Annotated in this window: 14 protein-coding genes; 9 read left to right on the top strand and 5 right to left on the bottom strand. The window is 46.4% G+C overall.

Going from position 1 to position 15795, the window contains the following annotated elements:
* The first annotated feature begins 103 nt into the window (after positions 1 to 103).
* The gene (gene hldE / locus BM329_RS11055; protein WP_092553034.1) at positions 104 to 1528 is read left to right on the top strand and encodes a bifunctional D-glycero-beta-D-manno-heptose-7-phosphate kinase/D-glycero-beta-D-manno-heptose 1-phosphate adenylyltransferase HldE; all 1425 of its coding nucleotides are present in this window, start codon (positions 104 to 106) and stop codon (positions 1526 to 1528) included.
* Positions 1529 to 1746: 218 nt separating this feature from the next.
* Here the strand turns inward: hldE and ubiK are convergent, their stop codons facing one another.
* Positions 1747 to 2022, bottom strand: a complete 276-nt coding sequence (gene ubiK, locus BM329_RS11050; RefSeq protein WP_092553031.1) for a ubiquinone biosynthesis accessory factor UbiK — start codon at positions 2020 to 2022, stop codon at positions 1747 to 1749.
* 601 nt (positions 2023 to 2623) lie between these two features.
* Here ubiK and ribB point away from each other — a divergent pair.
* Together ribB and ygiD are read left to right on the top strand one after the other, a co-directional pair.
* Entirely contained in the window at positions 2624 to 3277 is a 654-nt protein-coding gene (gene ribB / locus BM329_RS11040) for a 3,4-dihydroxy-2-butanone-4-phosphate synthase (RefSeq protein ID WP_092553025.1), read from the top strand.
* 407 nt (positions 3278 to 3684) lie between these two features.
* Positions 3685 to 4461 (top strand): 4,5-DOPA-extradiol-dioxygenase, encoded by a 777-nt coding sequence (gene ygiD, locus BM329_RS11035; protein ID WP_092553022.1) that lies wholly within the window; start codon positions 3685 to 3687, stop codon positions 4459 to 4461.
* 5 nt (positions 4462 to 4466) lie between these two features.
* Here ygiD and BM329_RS11030 read toward each other — a convergent pair whose 3' ends face one another.
* The 3 genes from BM329_RS11030 to tolC form a co-directional block, all read right to left on the bottom strand.
* Complete coding sequence (locus tag BM329_RS11030; RefSeq protein ID WP_092553019.1) at positions 4467 to 5627, bottom strand: glutathionylspermidine synthase family protein; 1161 nt, start codon at positions 5625 to 5627, stop codon at positions 4467 to 4469.
* 6 nt (positions 5628 to 5633) lie between these two features.
* A complete protein-coding gene (locus BM329_RS11025; protein WP_177216254.1) occupies positions 5634 to 6332 on the bottom strand; it encodes a DUF1190 family protein in 699 nt (232 codons plus the stop codon).
* 184 nt (positions 6333 to 6516) lie between these two features.
* Positions 6517 to 7887, bottom strand: coding sequence for an outer membrane channel protein TolC (gene tolC, locus BM329_RS11020; protein WP_092553073.1), 1371 nt, complete (start codon positions 7885 to 7887; stop codon positions 6517 to 6519).
* 216 nt (positions 7888 to 8103) lie between these two features.
* Here tolC and nudF point away from each other — a divergent pair, with 216 nt between their 5' ends.
* The 6 genes from nudF to BM329_RS10990 all read left to right on the top strand — a co-directional run bounded on the left by nudF (position 8104) and on the right by BM329_RS10990 (position 15410).
* Positions 8104 to 8745: an ADP-ribose diphosphatase gene (gene nudF, locus BM329_RS11015; RefSeq protein ID WP_092553016.1), complete on the top strand. Its 642-nt coding sequence runs from the start codon at positions 8104 to 8106 to the stop codon at positions 8743 to 8745.
* A 97-nt stretch (positions 8746 to 8842) separates the two neighbouring features.
* Entirely contained in the window at positions 8843 to 9682 is an 840-nt protein-coding gene (gene cpdA / locus BM329_RS11010) for a 3',5'-cyclic-AMP phosphodiesterase (protein WP_092553013.1), read from the top strand.
* Positions 9682 to 10290: an esterase YqiA gene (yqiA, locus tag BM329_RS11005; RefSeq protein WP_092553010.1), complete on the top strand. Its 609-nt coding sequence runs from the start codon at positions 9682 to 9684 to the stop codon at positions 10288 to 10290. Before cpdA ends, yqiA begins: the two co-directional genes overlap by 1 nt.
* A 73-nt stretch (positions 10291 to 10363) precedes the next feature.
* Positions 10364 to 12259, top strand: coding sequence for a DNA topoisomerase IV subunit B (gene parE, locus BM329_RS11000; protein WP_092553007.1), 1896 nt, complete (start codon positions 10364 to 10366; stop codon positions 12257 to 12259).
* Between the two features lie 36 nt (positions 12260 to 12295).
* Entirely contained in the window at positions 12296 to 14545 is a 2250-nt protein-coding gene (gene parC, locus BM329_RS10995) for a DNA topoisomerase IV subunit A (protein ID WP_092553004.1), read from the top strand.
* 133 nt (positions 14546 to 14678) lie between these two features.
* Positions 14679 to 15410, top strand: coding sequence for a 1-acylglycerol-3-phosphate O-acyltransferase (locus tag BM329_RS10990; RefSeq protein ID WP_092553001.1), 732 nt, complete (start codon positions 14679 to 14681; stop codon positions 15408 to 15410).
* 277 nt (positions 15411 to 15687) lie between these two features.
* Here BM329_RS10990 and BM329_RS10985 read toward each other — a convergent pair.
* A partial coding sequence (locus BM329_RS10985) for a transposase (RefSeq protein WP_177216251.1) occupies positions 15688 to 15795 on the bottom strand: 108 nt, incomplete at its 5' end.

The raw sequence follows: 15795 nt of genomic DNA, 5'->3' as shown, positions 1-15795 counted from the left end.
GATGGTTCTTTCTGGCATACAGTTTGGTTATGGTAATATTCGCAACAGCTTATTTTGATACGGGTATCTTTGATACTTGTTCCTTTGATAATTGGAGTACGGGATGAAAGTAACACTCCCTGATTTTCACCGCGCAGGTGTTTTGGTTGTTGGTGATGTTATGTTAGACCGTTATTGGTATGGCCCAACCAGCCGTATTTCACCGGAAGCTCCCGTTCCCGTGGTTAAAGTAGAAAATATTGAAGAACGCCCGGGTGGAGCGGCTAACGTTGCCATGAATATTGCATCATTGGGTGCGAATTCGCGTTTGGTAGGTTTAACGGGCATTGATGATGCAGCACGTGCATTGAATGAAAAACTCAGTAGTGTGAAAGTCCAATGTGATTTTGTTCCTGTTCCAACTCATCCAACCATCACCAAACTACGTGTATTATCGCGCAATCAGCAATTGCTCCGTCTGGATTTTGAAGAAGATTTCCAGAATGTGGATGCACAGCCGATGCTGGAGAAAATCCAGCAATCCTTGCCGCATATTGGGGCGTTAGTGCTGTCAGATTATGCCAAAGGCGCACTGAATCAGGTTCAGGCAATGATTAAGCTGGCCAATGAAGCTAACGTTCCTGTCCTGATCGATCCAAAAGGCAGCGATTTTGAACGCTATCGTGGCGCAACGCTGCTCACGCCAAATATGTCAGAATTTGAAGCAGTTGTAGGACACTGCAAAGGTGATGATGATGTGGTGCAAAAGGGTACGCAACTGGTACAGGATTTGGCGCTGAAAGCGCTGCTGATCACACGTTCTGAACGCGGCATGAGTTTACTGCGTGTCGGGCAGCCTCCTTTGCATTTACCGACTCAGGCACAGGAAGTGTTTGACGTTACTGGGGCGGGGGATACTGTCATTGGCGTATTGGCCACGGCCCTGGCTGCCGGAAAACCACTAAACGAAGCTTGTTATCTTGCAAATGCTGCTGCGGGGGTGGTGGTTGGCAAACTGGGAACTTCTACTGTTTCGCCTGTGGAACTGGAAAATGCAGTGCGTGGGCGTGCAAAAACCGGATTTGGCATGATGAGTGAATCCCAGCTGAAAGAAGCTGTCGGACAGGCTCGTCAGCGTGGTGAACGTATCGTCATGACCAATGGCTGTTTTGACATCCTTCATGCTGGACATGTTTCTTATCTCTCGAATGCGCGTAAATTGGGCGATCGCCTGATCGTTGCTGTCAATAGTGATGCTTCCACCAAACGGCTGAAAGGAGAAACCCGGCCTGTAAATCCACTGGAACAGCGTATGATCGTGTTATCAGCATTGGAGTCTGTGGATTGGGTGGTGGAGTTTGAAGAAGATACACCCCAGCGCCTAATTGCAGGCATTCTGCCGGATATTTTAGTCAAAGGCGGAGATTACAAGGCAGAAGAGATTGCCGGTAGTGAAGAGGTTTGGGCTGCTGGTGGAGAAGTGAAGGTATTGAACTTCGAGGATGGTATTTCAACGACCAATATCATCAAAACGATTAAGAGCCAGTAAGTTTATCGTTGTGATGCCGTTATGTTTTTTTAGGCATAACGGCATATCCCTTTCGCCTTTCAAGTTTCCTTTTTGTTGGTGATGTAGCCAATTTTCATCTCTATTCATCCAACTTCGATAACCCTATTTAAAACAAAGGGGCTTAAGCGCTTAATAAAATGAGTCGCTTAAGCCCCTTTGGCGGGGAGCGGGTATTTCCCCTCATACAATTATTCCAATTATTCAGCCTGCTCAGTTTTTTTCTCGGTCCCTTCAAGACGGGCTTCCAACTCATTCAAACGCTGTTCTATTGCGGCCAATTTTTCACGGGTGCGCAGCAGGACTTGAGTCTGAACATCAAATTCTTCCCGGTTGACGAGATCCAGTTTGCTTAACTGAGATTGCAAAACGGTACGCAATTTTTTTTCTACGTCATCACCAAATTCTTTAATGCCTTTCGGCATGGAATTATGGATCTGGCGGGCAACTTGTTCAATTTTCTTTGGGTCGAGCATGATAGGCATCCTTTTACGAAATACTTGTGCTTATGAAATACTAATGTTGGCGTATTTTAGTACCTGATGGCGAAAGCATAAATGATTGCGAGTCAGGTTTCATATTTGATTTTTGTAGATTGCTCCCCCAAGTCATTAGCGCTATAGTGAAAACGTTTATCTCAGGGCAGGGTGAAAGTCCCTACCGGCGGTAACATAAAATGATCGAATGATTATTTTATGAAGCCCGCGAGCGCTCTGTTTGTTGTTATCCCTAATTTTGGATTTTTTGAAATTCAATAGAGGATATACCCAATGGATTTCAAGATGTAGCTAGGCGGCAAGGGAACGAATCCCCAGTCACATAGTTAACTATGTGACTGGGGTGAGTGAACGTAGCCAACAACGCTGCGACTTGAAAGACGACTGGGATATGGCAGAGGTCAGCAGATCCAGTGTGATTCTGGAGCCGACGGTGATAGTCCGGATGGGAGAGAATAACAGCATCAATCGAGTATCTACGCTCGTCTGTTGTTTTTATTGCTGTATTATTGAGCAATACGAACTCCTCAAAATTGCCCTGATTCTGGTAATCCATACATTTAAAAGAGGTTTCTTTACCATGAATCAGACGCTACTTTCCTCATATGGTACGCCATTTGAACGTGTTGAACGCGCACTTATTGCTTTACGTGCAGGTCAAGGCGTGATGGTGCTGGACGATGAAAATCGTGAAAATGAAGGTGACATGGTTTTTGCCGCCGAAACGATGACGGTGGAGCAAATGGCACTCACCATTCGTCATGGCAGTGGAATTGTCTGTCTTTGCTTGACTGAAGAGCGTCGCCAGCAGTTGAAATTGCTTATGATGGTGGAAAACAACTCCAGCCAGTATCAAACTGCTTTTACCGTGACTATTGAAGCTGCACAAGGCGTAACAACCGGCGTGTCAGCAGCAGATCGTATCACGACAATTCAAGCTGCTATTGCAGAGGATGCTCAGCCAAGCGATTTGAACCGCCCCGGGCACGTTTTTCCTTTGCGCGCGCAATCTGGAGGGGTTTTGACCCGCCGTGGTCATACTGAAGCAACCATTGATTTAGTGACAATGGCTGGCTTCAAGCCTGCGGGAGTGCTGTGTGAACTGACAAAGGATGATGGCTCAATGGCTCGTGCCCCTGAAGTGATTGAATTCGCCAAACAGCATGATATGCCGATAGTCACTATTGAAGATTTGGTGAGTTACCGTCTAAAAATAGCAAAGGCAGCCAGCTGATAGCTTACTCAGTTAAGTTATCTTAAAGTAACTATTAAAATTATTTCTAAATGGTACTGTTTTCTTGAGTTGGACAGAAAACAGATTGAGGGAGAATATATCGGTTATACTCATCAGGCTTCAGGCTATTGTATTGTTGTATTGGCACGATAACCTGGAAGGTGAGGGAGATATATCGCATGTATGTATGAGAGGCTACAGCCCACACCCTGTGGCCTTTCAGTATTTTTGAAACACTCCATCATTTTTGATTGGCTATATTCAGGGAAGAAAAGTCTTAATCTTGTCATAGCGTTTTATCACAATTCACAATTCACTATCCTGTACCCAATAAATTTCAAGATGCCGCCAACAGAGCCGTAACTTGAAAGACGGGTTAACTGTTTAATTTGCTGTAAGGGGCGAAAATGAGTCTCCTGAGAATGCCTGCTTTATTCGTTGGTCATGGCAGTCCAATGAACGCCATTGAAGATAACTGTTACTCACGTGCCTGGTTTGAACTGGGGAATAAATTGCCCAGACCAAGGGCGATTCTTGTGATTTCTGCGCACTGGTATACACAGGGTACTGCTGTGACTGCGATGGCTCAGCCCAGAACTATCCACGATTTTGGTAACTTTCCCAGAGAATTGCATGAAAAACAGTATCCGGCCAAAGGATACCCTGAGCTGGCGGTATTGGTGCAGGATATCCTTGAACCAGTTAAGGTCGAGACTGATTTCGAACATTGGGGACTGGATCATGGATCTTGGGGTATTTTGGCGAAAATGTATCCCGATGCAGATATTCCGGTTATCCAGCTGAGTATAGATCGCAATCAACCAGCTTCTTTCCACTATGAAATCGGCAAGAAATTGACTTTACTGCGGGATGAAGGCGTTTTAATCATAGGGAGTGGGAATGTCGTACATAACCTGCCAGCCGAAGAAATCGGAGCAAAACCGTTTCCGTGGGCGCTTTCTTTTGAGCAGTTTGTGCGTGAAAGCTTGACCAGCCGTGAAGAGCCTCATCCGCTGTTTACGGCGTTGGATAGGGAAGATGGCCTATTGTCCAATCCAACGCCGGAGCATTTCCTGCCGTTGCTGTATGTGATGGGAACATGGGACAAAAAAGAGTCGGTTTCAACTCCGGTGGAGGGTATTGAAGACGGCTCTTTGAGTATGCTGTCGATTCAGATTGGGTAACGGTATCAATCCAAAATAATATGCGGGTAGAAACGTGACAAATCTTGAGTAATCAATTCACGATCTTCACGGATACAGATACCCGCTGATTGATCATCCACCAGCCAGCTACCGATCAACGCATAGTTATCACCAAATTTTGGTAATGTGTGGAACTGTTGCACGATCAAGCCTTCTTCCCCGTAAGGGCCATCGGCACTGGCGACTTCTTTGCCATTTTCAATGATGCGAATGTTGGCACCTTCACGGGAGAATAACGGCTTAATGACATAGCTATCCATGTCAGAAGGACGTTCATCCGCAAAATACGCTGGCAGCAGGTTAGGATGATTTGGGAACATTTTCCACAACATTGGCAGCAGAGCTTTATTGGAGATAATGCTCTTCCATGCTGGTTCCAGCCAACGGACACCGGCATCCGCCAGTTTGGTGGAAAACATCTCGCGTAGCATAAATTCCCACGGATAAAGTTTAAACAGGTTGCCGATCACTTGATCCTGCAAGTCAGTAAACTGCCCTTTTTCACCCAGCCCGATATCCTCGATAAACAGGAATTCGGTTGGAATACCCGCTTCCGCCGCGCAATCCTGCAAATATTGGATTGTGCCACGATCTTCTTCAGTATCCTGACAACAGGCCATGTGCAGCAGACCAAAGCCATGTTTTTCACGTAACTGAATAAAACGGTCAATCAGCTTTTCTTGCAGGCTGTTGAACTGATCGACATTTGACGGCAGATTGCCCGCATTGATTTGGTCTTCCAGCCAGATCCACTGAAAGAAGGCTGATTCATACAATGATGTGGGTGTATCGGCGTTGTTTTCCAACAGCTTGGGTGGATTTTTGCCATCATAGGCCAGATCCAGACGGGAATAGAGCGAAGGCTGGCTGGTTACCCATGAAGAGCGGACAAACTCCCAGCAGTGTTTCGGGATCTGGAATTTCGTCAGCAGCTCTTCACTATCGACCACTTTTTCCACAACCTGCAAACACATTTGGTGCAGCTCTGTTGTTGCGTCTTCAATGGCTTCAATCTGGTTCAGCGTGAACTGGTAATAAGCCTCTTCACTCCAGTATGGCTGATCATGCATAGTGTGGAAATTGAAGCCATACTCTACCGCTTTTTCGCGCCAATCCGGGCGTTCGGTAATTCCAATGCGTTTCATACTTAATTAACCACCCATAGAGCGGGAAGAACTGGAACTTGAGCCAGCAGACGAACGCTGCATAGTCGATTGCTTTGCTACCGATTCACCGAACCCACCGCGAGTAATGGTGGAGGTGGTGGCTGGTTTCTGTGCCATTGCGGTTTTCGGCACAGTCATGCTGCGACCACCGGCAGTGGCAGGGCCATAGCTTTTACCCGTTGCATCAACAAACTTACCATTGGCTGGGCTGGCGGCTGATTTTGATGTGAACAGTGGCTGAGATGGCGCAGAGCTGCCGCCCATCAAACGGCCCATCATATAGCCTGCCATCAAGGGCATCCAGAAACTGCCGCTGCTGTTCTGTTGTGCCTGAGCCTCACCGACTCCAGCCTGAGCGGGCGATTGGGTACATTGTTGTTCACCGAATTCAGCCACACACTCTTCGCGGGTTGCATATTTCGGTGCGGTTTTCTCTGCTTCTTTCAGAGCATTGTTGTAAGCGAGTGTGCATTGTTCGCTTTGAGAAGGATTTGCCTGAGAACACTCATCGGCATTGGTATAAAGTGAGATCGTTTCATCGTTCTGCTCACAGGCAGACAGCATAAAAACAGCACCGACAGCCAGCGCTACTGGTGTCAGGCGATAGCTTCGCCACGTTTTGCGGAAAGAATCCCGATTTATCTCTTTTGTCCGTTTCCTGGGTATGAAAGAAATAATTGTCATAGGGGGTATCCATCTTTAGGGTAACTAATTTAAGAGTGTATCCCATTTATGGTGCCCAATGGGAGTGGCTCTCAGGGAGAGGCTTAAAAAACAGCCCACACAATCGGATTGGCGGGCTGCTTTCTTTTATTAGTATAGCGTTTTTAATATAACTTTTTTTAATCGTAAACGATAGTACATTAAATCAGCGAACTGATGGTGTTTCCATCTCTTTGATAATACTGCTGGCAGCAGTTGAGATTTGCGCGCCCAGCATCTTGTTCAATGTAACCAAATCGTCTTCATTCAAGGCACCACGAGCCAGTTGGATTCTTAATTGTGAAATCAGATAGTCGTAGCGAGCTTTAGATAAGTTTTGCTTAGCTTGAAACAGCTTGGTTGTCGCTTCCAGCACATCAACGATAGTGCGGGTTCCTACCTGATAACCTGCTTCCATTGAATCCAGTGAGCTTTGTGCAGAAAGTACAGCCTGTTTGTTGGCCTTAACACTACTAATGGCAGCAGAGATATTATTAGAAGAAGAATGCACTTCCTGTATCACCTTGCGGTAGGTGTTTTCTAAATCCTGACTGGCACCGACGAAATTATATTTTGCCTGTTCTACTTGTGAATAAGTAGCTCCGCCGTTGAATATGGGTAGATCTAATGATAATCCAACGGAATTATTTCCACGATATTCATTGTTATAAGAATAACCACGGGAATGTGCATTGCTGACACTTGTGCCTGCCGTTAAATTAAGGGTCGGCATGTAGCCAGTTTGTGACTCTTTGATTTGTTCGCGTCTTAAATCTTGAGTTAAACGTGCTGATAACAGGCTTAGATTACGGGTTTCTGCCTCTTTCAGGACAGCATTAGCGGGTTCTGCTTGCTTGGTTTTGAACTGATCAATATTTAAGGCTGCCAATTGTGGATAGTAAATTCCTGTAATCATGCGCAGTTTTTCCAACGCATTTTCCAGATTGTTACGGTCAGAAACTTCTTGTGCCAGAATAGAGTCATATTGAGCACGAGCATTTTGCACATCAGTAATGGCAACCAGTCCCACATTGAAACGTTGGGTTGTTTGATCCAACTGGCGGTACAGTGAAGCTTTCTGGGCTTCGCTATAGGTCAGGGCATCAATTTTACTCAGAACGTCGAAATAGGCTTGGGCGGTGTCCAGAATCAATTTTTGTTGTGCTGCCTGATAGCTGATATCTGCAATACCGGCATTTTTCTCCGATTGGCTCAGCCTATTCCATTTTGCCATATCGAAGATGGTCTGGGTGAGTTTCAGACCAGCACTTGTGTTGTGATTCTCTGAAATTTTGGTTTTGGGAAGGCGAAATCCTTTACCATAATCAATGCCAGCACTCAGACCCAATTGAGGCAGCAACGAACTGCGGGCTTCATTAATTCTTTCAACTACCGCGTTGCGATCAGCTTGTGCCTTAAGCAGTTCGGGATTTGTTTCTTTCGCTTGCTGATAAATCTGTAGCAGATCCGCTGCATGGCTTGAAGTACTAAAACCTACCAGATTTATAGCAATAAAAAGAGAGAGCAATTTTTTCATTTGCGTTCCTTGTTGTGCAGCTATTTTGCTTAAGTTGCCTCTGCATAAAACCAATAGCACAGATTCTAGCAGAGAATGCCAGCAGGGTAGGGTGGCTGTTTGTGCCATATTGCCTCATTTTTCGGCTTGTTTGTATCATTGAAATGAATTTATTTAGATCAATTCAGCAAAATACATTTTAATAATAGGAAATTTTAAAAATAATCAGGGGGTTTTATGAACGAAAATTTTTCCTCTATATACAATTTTACGAAACAAGATGTAGAAGTGATTTCCCGAAAAACACTTTATCGTGGCTTTTTCAAAATGACGGAGTATCAGTTCAGGCATCGCTTGTTTCGGGGCGGCTGGAGTGAAACAGTCCGGCGCGAGGTTTTTGAGCGGGGTCATGCCGCTGTTCTGCTGCCTTATGATCCGGTGCGCGATGAAGTAGTCTTGATTGAACAAATCCGCATTCCCGCGATTGAAACCAGTGATACACCATGGTTGTTGGAGGTTATCGCCGGCATGATTGAAGAGGGTGAAAGCGCTGAGCAGGTAGTTCGCCGTGAGGCAGAGGAAGAGGCAGGTATTGAAATTAAGCGCTGCCAGACGGCATTGAGTTATCTTTCCAGCCCCGGCGGTACAACAGAACGCAAGGATATTTTTGTCGGTGAAGTTGACGCTTCCACCGCATCAGGAGTTCATGGCCTGGAAGGTGAACATGAAGATATCCGCGTTCTTGTGGTCAGCCGTGAACAGGCTTACCAATGGGTAGAAGAGGGAATTATCGATAATGCAGCTTCGATTATTGCAATACAGTGGCTGGCGTTGCACCATGAAAAACTTAGGAAAACGTGGTTGGGTAATGATTCTTAATTTACTCTGGAAAACGGGAAGTGTGCCCCAGTCAGCAGATCTTTTGCATGAAGACACGTTAAAATAATCCTTATGATCGACAGGAAAAGGAAACCTTTTGGAAAGCCTGCTTGAAGTACCTGTGGCAAAAGGCGCCACAACCAGAATACTGCAAATCACTGATACGCACCTTTTCGCCAATAAAGGTGACTCACTGCTGGGTGTCAATACCTACAACAGTTATCATGCCGTACTGGATATGATCCTTGAGCAGAATCTCGATATTGATTTGATTGTTGCCACGGGAGATTTGGTACAAGATCAAACCATCAGTGCCTATCAGCATTTTGCTGAGGGAATTGCCCGTTTGTCTGCTCCTTGTGTGTGGTTACCCGGTAATCACGATTATCAACCCGCAATGGTCGATACGTTGGCAGCCGCAGGGATTTCACCTTCCAAGCAGATATTTATCGGGCAGCACTGGCAGTTAATTATGCTGGACAGTCAGGTACAGGGTGTTCCTCATGGTGAATTGACCGATTATCAGCTAGAGTGGATGAAAAAATGTCTGGATGAGCACTGTGATCGCCATGCGATTGTCATGCTTCATCATCATCCTGTACCGTCTGGATGCACATGGTTAGATCAGCACAGCTTGCGCAATGCCCCCGAATTATCTGAATTATTGAAAGGCCAGACACAGGTAAAAGCGATCTTGTGTGGGCACATTCACCAAGAAATTGATGATATGTGGAATGGCATTCGTGTTTTGGCAACACCATCAACCTGTGTGCAATTTAAGCCACATTGTACTAATTTTATGCTTGATACAGTGGCTCCGGGGTGTCGTTATCTCGAATTGTCTGTGAATGGCAACCAAGACGTGAGGCTGCAAACACAGGTTCACAGGCTTAAGAGTAACGAGTTTTGCCCGGATTTAGATTCGGACGGGTATTAATGTCAACGTTACTTTATTTACATGGTTTCAATAGTTCGCCCAAATCAGCGAAAGCGAATGCGCTGAGAACTTGGTTGCTTCAGCATCATCCTGAAATTGACATGCTGGTGCCGCAATTGCCTCCTTATCCTGAAGATGCGGCTATTTTGCTGGAAGAACTGGTAATGGGGCGTGCTGGTGAGAACATCGGGCTGGTTGGCTCCTCCCTTGGCGGTTATCTGTCTATTTGGCTTTCCCAGTGCTTTGGTCTGCCTGCCGTGATCGTCAATCCAGCAGTACGTCCATTTGACTTGCTTCAGAATTATCTTGGGGAAAACGTGAATCCCTATACCGAAGAGCGGTATACTCTGGAACAAAACCACATACATGATCTCAAAGTGATGCACATCGATCCGCTGGTATCCCCTGATCTTATCTGGTTATTGCAGCAAACAGGGGATGAAGTACTTGATTACCGTCAAGCCGTTGCTTACCTGACGCAATGCCGGCAGACGATTGAATCCGGTGGGAATCATTCTTTTGTGGGCTTCGAATATTATTTCCCTCAAATCATCAACTTCTTGGGGTTAACCAGTGGCAATAGTAAAAAAATTGCCAAAAATAGGTAAGCGACTGGTATTATCAACAGTATATCAATACTGATTGGCCCTCTAATAACGAAGCAACCGACAGAATTACAACATGACTCAATCTAGTTATAACGCAGAGGCCATTGAAGTCCTCAGTGGCCTGGAGCCAGTTCGCCGTCGTCCCGGAATGTATACTGATACAGCCCGCCCGAACCATTTGGCACAGGAAGTGATCGATAATAGTGTGGACGAAGCTCTGGCTGGTCACGCGAAGCATATTGAAGTGATCCTTCACAGCGATCAGTCTCTGGAAGTGATAGATGATGGCCGTGGTATGCCGGTTGATATCCATCCTGAAGAAAAAGTTTCTGCTGTTGAATTGATCCTGACCCGCCTGCATGCGGGAGGAAAATTCTCCAATAAAAATTACCAATTTTCTGGTGGCTTGCATGGTGTTGGGATCTCTGTGGTCAACGCCCTGTCCAAACGTGTGGAAGTCACTGTTCGTCGTAACAGTCAGGTTCATCAAATTGCCTTTGAAAATGGCGAAAAAGTTCAAGAACTGGATGTCATTGGCAGCTGTGGCAAACGCAATACCGGAACAAGTGTCCATTTCTGGCCTGATGAGAGTTATTTCGATATTCCCCGTTTTTCTGTCACTCGCCTGACGCATTTGTTGAAAGCTAAGGCGGTATTGTGTCCGGGGGTTGAAATTGTCTTTAAGGACAAACTGAACGATACCGAGCAGAAATGGTGTTATGCCGATGGGCTGACAGATTATCTGCTGGAAGCCGTCAACGGGTTAGTAACGCTGCCACAATCCCCATTTGTCGGCACATTAAGCGGGGATACCGAAGCGGTTGACTGGGCATTGCTCTGGTTGCCTGAAGGTGGCGAATTACTGGCGGAAAGTTACGTTAACTTGATCCCGACAGTACAGGGCGGAACCCACGTCAATGGTTTGCGTCAGGGTTTGCTGGATGCGATGCGTGAATTCTGTGAATTCCGTAATTTGTTGCCGCGCGGTGTCAAACTTTCTGCCGATGATATCTGGGATCGCTGTGCTTACGTGTTATCCCTCAAAATGCAAGACCCGCAATTTGCCGGACAGACTAAAGAGCGCCTCTCTTCACGCCAGTCAGCAGCCTTTGTTTCCGGCGTGGTAAAAGATGCATTCAGCCTGTGGCTGAACCAGCACACTCAGGATGCGGAACAACTTGCTGAGATGGCGATTGCCAGTGCCCAGCGCAGAATGCGTGCCGCGAAGAAAGTAGTACGTAAGAAGCTGACCAACGGCCCAGCATTGCCGGGTAAATTGGCAGACTGCACTGCGCAAGATCTCAATATCACTGAACTGTTTCTGGTGGAAGGGGATTCAGCGGGTGGTTCTGCAAAGCAAGCCCGTGACCGTGAATTTCAGGCGATCATGCCGCTGCGAGGGAAGATCCTGAATACATGGGAAGTCTCTTCCGATGAAGTTCTGGCTTCGCAGGAAGTGCATGATATTTCTGTTGCGATTGGTATTGACCCAGACAGTGACGATCTCAGCCAGCTTCGCTACGGTAAAGTCTGCATATTGGCGGATGCTGATTCCGATGGCTTGCATATTGCAACGTTGCTGTGCGCCCTGTTTGTCCGCCATTTTCCGACACTGGTAAAATGCGGGCATGTCTATATGGCAATGCCGCCACTGTATCGCATTGACCTCGGTAAAGAAGTGCATTACGCACTGGATGAAGGGGAAAAGAGCGCCATACTGGATCGCCTGAGCCGCAAGCGGGGTAAACCGAATGTCCAGCGCTTTAAAGGATTGGGTGAAATGAACCCGATACAGTTGCGCGAAACCACATTAGATCCCAACACTCGCCGTCTGGTGCAATTGACTATCGACGATGAGAATTATCAGGAAACCTTCTCAGTCATGGATATGCTTCTGGCGAAGAAACGCTCAGAAGATCGCCGTAATTGGCTGCAAGAGAAGGGTGATTCCATCGACATTGAAGTATAAGCACGGTAGTCAAGACAGATTCTGAGGAAATAATACATGAGTGAGATAACTCACGATGGTGTGGAGCGTCAACCGCTTCACACGTTCACTGAAAATGCCTATTTAAATTACTCCATGTACGTCATCATGGACAGGGCGCTGCCTTTTATCGGCGATGGTTTAAAACCGGTTCAGCGCCGTATTGTCTATGCAATGTCAGAATTGGGGCTTAGCAGTAGCGCCAAATTTAAAAAATCTGCCCGTACTGTGGGTGACGTACTGGGTAAATACCATCCGCACGGAGACGGGGCTTGTTATGAAGCTATGGTTTTGATGGCACAGCCTTTCTCATACCGTTACCCATTGGTAGATGGTCAGGGTAACTGGGGAGCGCCGGATGATCCGAAATCTTTTGCGGCGATGCGTTATACCGAATCCCGTTTGTCCAAATATGCCGAACTGCTGTTGAGCGAATTGGGACAAGGCACAGTGGACTGGGTACCTAATTTTGATGGTACATTGCAAGAGCCAAAAATGCTGCCTGCGCGCCTGCCGAATATTCTGCTGAATGGGACAACCGGCATTGCTGTTGGTATGGCGACTGACATTCCCCCGCATAACGCCCGCGAAGTGGCGAATGCGCTGATTGCCATGCTGGAGAAGCCTGATCTATCGCTTGATGAAGCGATGGAGTACGTCAAAGGGCCGGATTATCCGACCGAAGCTGAGATAATCACGTCAAAAGAAGATATCCACAAGATCTATAAAAATGGTCGCGGTTCAGTGCGTATGCGGGCGATATGGTCGAAAGAAGAAGGCAACGTCATTATTACTGCTCTGCCACACCAAGTCTCTGGTGCCAAAATCCTGGAGCAAATCGCCAGCCAAATGCGGGCGAAAAAGCTGCCGATGGTGGATGATCTGCGTGATGAATCCGATCACGAAAACCCAACACGTTTGGTGATTGTACCGCGTACTAACCGTGTAGATGTCGAACAAGTGATGAACCACCTGTTTGTGACCACAGATCTGGAAAAAAGCTATCGCGTTAACCTCAATATGATTGGGCTGGATAACCGCCCGGCGGTTAAAGGTCTGGTTGAGATCTTGAGTGAGTGGCTGGTTTACCGCCGTGAAACGGTGCGTAATCGCCTGAATTACCGTCTGGAAAAAGTGCTTAAACGCCTGCATATTTTGGACGGTTTGCTGGTGGCATATCTTAATATTGACGAAGTGATCCAGATCATTCGCAATGAAGATGAGCCGAAGCAAGTGTTGACGCTGCGTTTCGGTTTAACCGAAACGCAGGCTGAAGCTGTACTGGAACTGAAATTGCGTCACTTGGCGAAACTGGAAGAAGTCAAAATTCGCGGTGAGCAGGGAGAACTGGCGAAAGAGCGTGACAAACTTCAGGCTATTCTGGGTTCTGAACGTAAGTTAAATACTTTGCTGAAAAAAGAGATTATCGCTGATGCGGAAAGTTATGGTGATGTTCGCCGCTCTCCATTGAAGGAGCGCACGGAGGCGAAGGCCATGAGCGATCATGATATCTTGCCGTCTGAACCGATTACGGTTGTTATGTCCGAAATGGGCTGGGTGCGCAGTGCAAAAGGACATGAGATTGATCCGGCTGGCCTGAATTACAAATCCGGTGACAATTTCCGCAGTGCGGCGCGTGGCAAGAGCAACCAGCCTGTCGTCTTCATTGATACAACAGGTCGGAGCTACTCCATCGATCCATTGGATTTACCCTCTGCCAGAGGGCAGGGTGAACCATTGACTGGCAAACTGGCGTTGCCAGCCGGAGCATCGGTCGAGCATCTTTTGACGGCGACAGAAGATCAGAAATTCTTGATGGCTTCAGATGCGGGTTATGGTTTTATTTGTACTTTCAGTGATCTGATGGCCAAAAACCGTGCAGGTAAGGCTTTGATTACTTTGCCTGAAAATGCCAAGGTGATGCCGCCTTTGCAGATTAACAGTGAACAGGATGACATGCTGCTGGCGATTACCAAAATGGGTCGTATGTTGATGTTCCCAGTGGCGGATCTGCCTCAGCTTTCGAAGGGCAAGGGCAACAAAATTGTTTCCATCCCGGCTGCGCAGGCTGCATCAGGGGAAGATATGTTGAGTTGGTTGCTGGTATTGTCTCCACAATCGTCAATTACTCTCTACTTCGGTAAGCGCAAGTTACAACTTTGTTCGGAAGATTTACAGAAATTCAGGGCTGAGAGAGGGCGTAAGGGAACCTCGCTGCCTCGTGGATTACAGCGTGTTGAGCGTATCGTTGTGGAAATGCCCAAATAATAAATTGAGCCAATAATATACCCATAGGTTTCATGTTGCAGAGCAATCAACAAAGCCACAACTTGAAAAATGAAGGGATCAAATTATAACTGTGGGTCAGTGTAATCACTGATCTGCTCTGCAAGAGGCAGCTATGCTAGCAATCATTCGTGGAATTATTGTTATTCTGTTTACTATCTTTATCTGTATCTTCGGCAGTATTTACTGTTTATTCAGCCCGCGTAATCCCCGCCATGTTATGACCTTTGGTCATGCCTTTGGCAAATTGCACAAAATATTTGGTATCAAATTATTGAAGCGTATTCCGGCAGAAGTTCAGCAATACGGGCCTAGTATCTATATCGGCAATCATCAAAACAATTGCGACATGATTACTATGTCGAATACAGTGCAGCCGCGCACTGTCACCGTGGGCAAGAAAAGTCTCGTATTTATTCCCCTTTTTGGTCAGCTTTATTGGCTGACGGGCAATATTTTGATCAACAGAGAAAACAGGACAAAAGCACACGGTACTATTTCACAGGTTGTTAATCAGATAAAAAAACATCAAATTTCGGTCTGGATGTTCCCGGAAGGAACGCGCAGCCGTGGTCGCGGTTTGCTGCCATTTAAAACCGGCGCCTTTCATGCAGCTATTGCAGCAGGAGTACCTATCGTTCCTGTTTGTGTTTCTTCAACACACGGTAAAATAAAATTTAACCGTTGGAATAATGGCACTGTTATTGTCGAAATATTGCCTGCGGTTGATACCACGAAATACACTAAAGAGCAGGTTCGTGAACTGGCAGAACATTGTCGGCAAATGATGCAGACGAAAATTGATGAATTGGATAAAGAAGTCGAGGCACTTAATAAGCAAAGATAATTTAATAGCGATAAAATGACCTGAATCATCAAATATACCCGTCGTCTTTCAAGTTGCAGCTTTGTTGGCTGCGCTCACTCACCCCAGTCACATAGTTAGCTATGCTCCTGGGGGATTTGCTCTCTTGCCGTCGTGCTGCATCTTGAAATCCATTGCGTATATATCTTCCCTTATTTTGGGCGAATTCTAGCTATAAATCTAAGATAGTTTTAGCAATTTCGCCGTAACCCCTCGCCCTCATCGGGCGGGGATATAAGGCGTAAGACGCGATAGCGGCTTAATCTGGGGTTGCCTGACTCTCCACATAAGCCTTTAACGTTTCAATTGTTGCACCGCCAGCAGTGCAAGCGAAGTATGAACGTGACCACAAGGCGGAGCTTTTACT

Origin of the sequence: Xenorhabdus koppenhoeferi (assembly GCF_900116635.1) — a bacterium.
GTDB lineage: Bacteria > Pseudomonadota > Gammaproteobacteria > Enterobacterales > Enterobacteriaceae > Xenorhabdus > Xenorhabdus koppenhoeferi.
This window is presented reverse-complemented; position numbering and strand designations above follow the sequence as displayed.

What these genes read in the sequence shown, in the direction of transcription:
- hldE (WP_092553034.1), top strand. Translation starts at nt 104, where the DNA reads ATGAAAGTAACACTCCCTGATTTTCACCGCGCAGGTGTTTTGGTTGTT.
- ubiK (WP_092553031.1), bottom strand. Translation starts at nt 2,022, where the DNA reads ATGCTCGACCCAAAGAAAATTGAACAAGTTGCCCGCCAGATCCATAAT.
- ribB (WP_092553025.1), top strand. Translation starts at nt 2,624, where the DNA reads ATGAATCAGACGCTACTTTCCTCATATGGTACGCCATTTGAACGTGTT.
- ygiD (WP_092553022.1), top strand. Translation starts at nt 3,685, where the DNA reads ATGAGTCTCCTGAGAATGCCTGCTTTATTCGTTGGTCATGGCAGTCCA.
- BM329_RS11030 (WP_092553019.1), bottom strand. Translation starts at nt 5,627, where the DNA reads ATGAAACGCATTGGAATTACCGAACGCCCGGATTGGCGCGAAAAAGCG.
- BM329_RS11025 (WP_177216254.1), bottom strand. Translation starts at nt 6,332, where the DNA reads ATGACAATTATTTCTTTCATACCCAGGAAACGGACAAAAGAGATAAAT.
- tolC (WP_092553073.1), bottom strand. Translation starts at nt 7,887, where the DNA reads ATGAAAAAATTGCTCTCTCTTTTTATTGCTATAAATCTGGTAGGTTTT.
- nudF (WP_092553016.1), top strand. Translation starts at nt 8,104, where the DNA reads ATGAACGAAAATTTTTCCTCTATATACAATTTTACGAAACAAGATGTA.
- yqiA (WP_092553010.1), top strand. Translation starts at nt 9,682, where the DNA reads ATGTCAACGTTACTTTATTTACATGGTTTCAATAGTTCGCCCAAATCA.
- parE (WP_092553007.1), top strand. Translation starts at nt 10,364, where the DNA reads ATGACTCAATCTAGTTATAACGCAGAGGCCATTGAAGTCCTCAGTGGC.
- parC (WP_092553004.1), top strand. Translation starts at nt 12,296, where the DNA reads ATGAGTGAGATAACTCACGATGGTGTGGAGCGTCAACCGCTTCACACG.
- BM329_RS10990 (WP_092553001.1), top strand. Translation starts at nt 14,679, where the DNA reads ATGCTAGCAATCATTCGTGGAATTATTGTTATTCTGTTTACTATCTTT.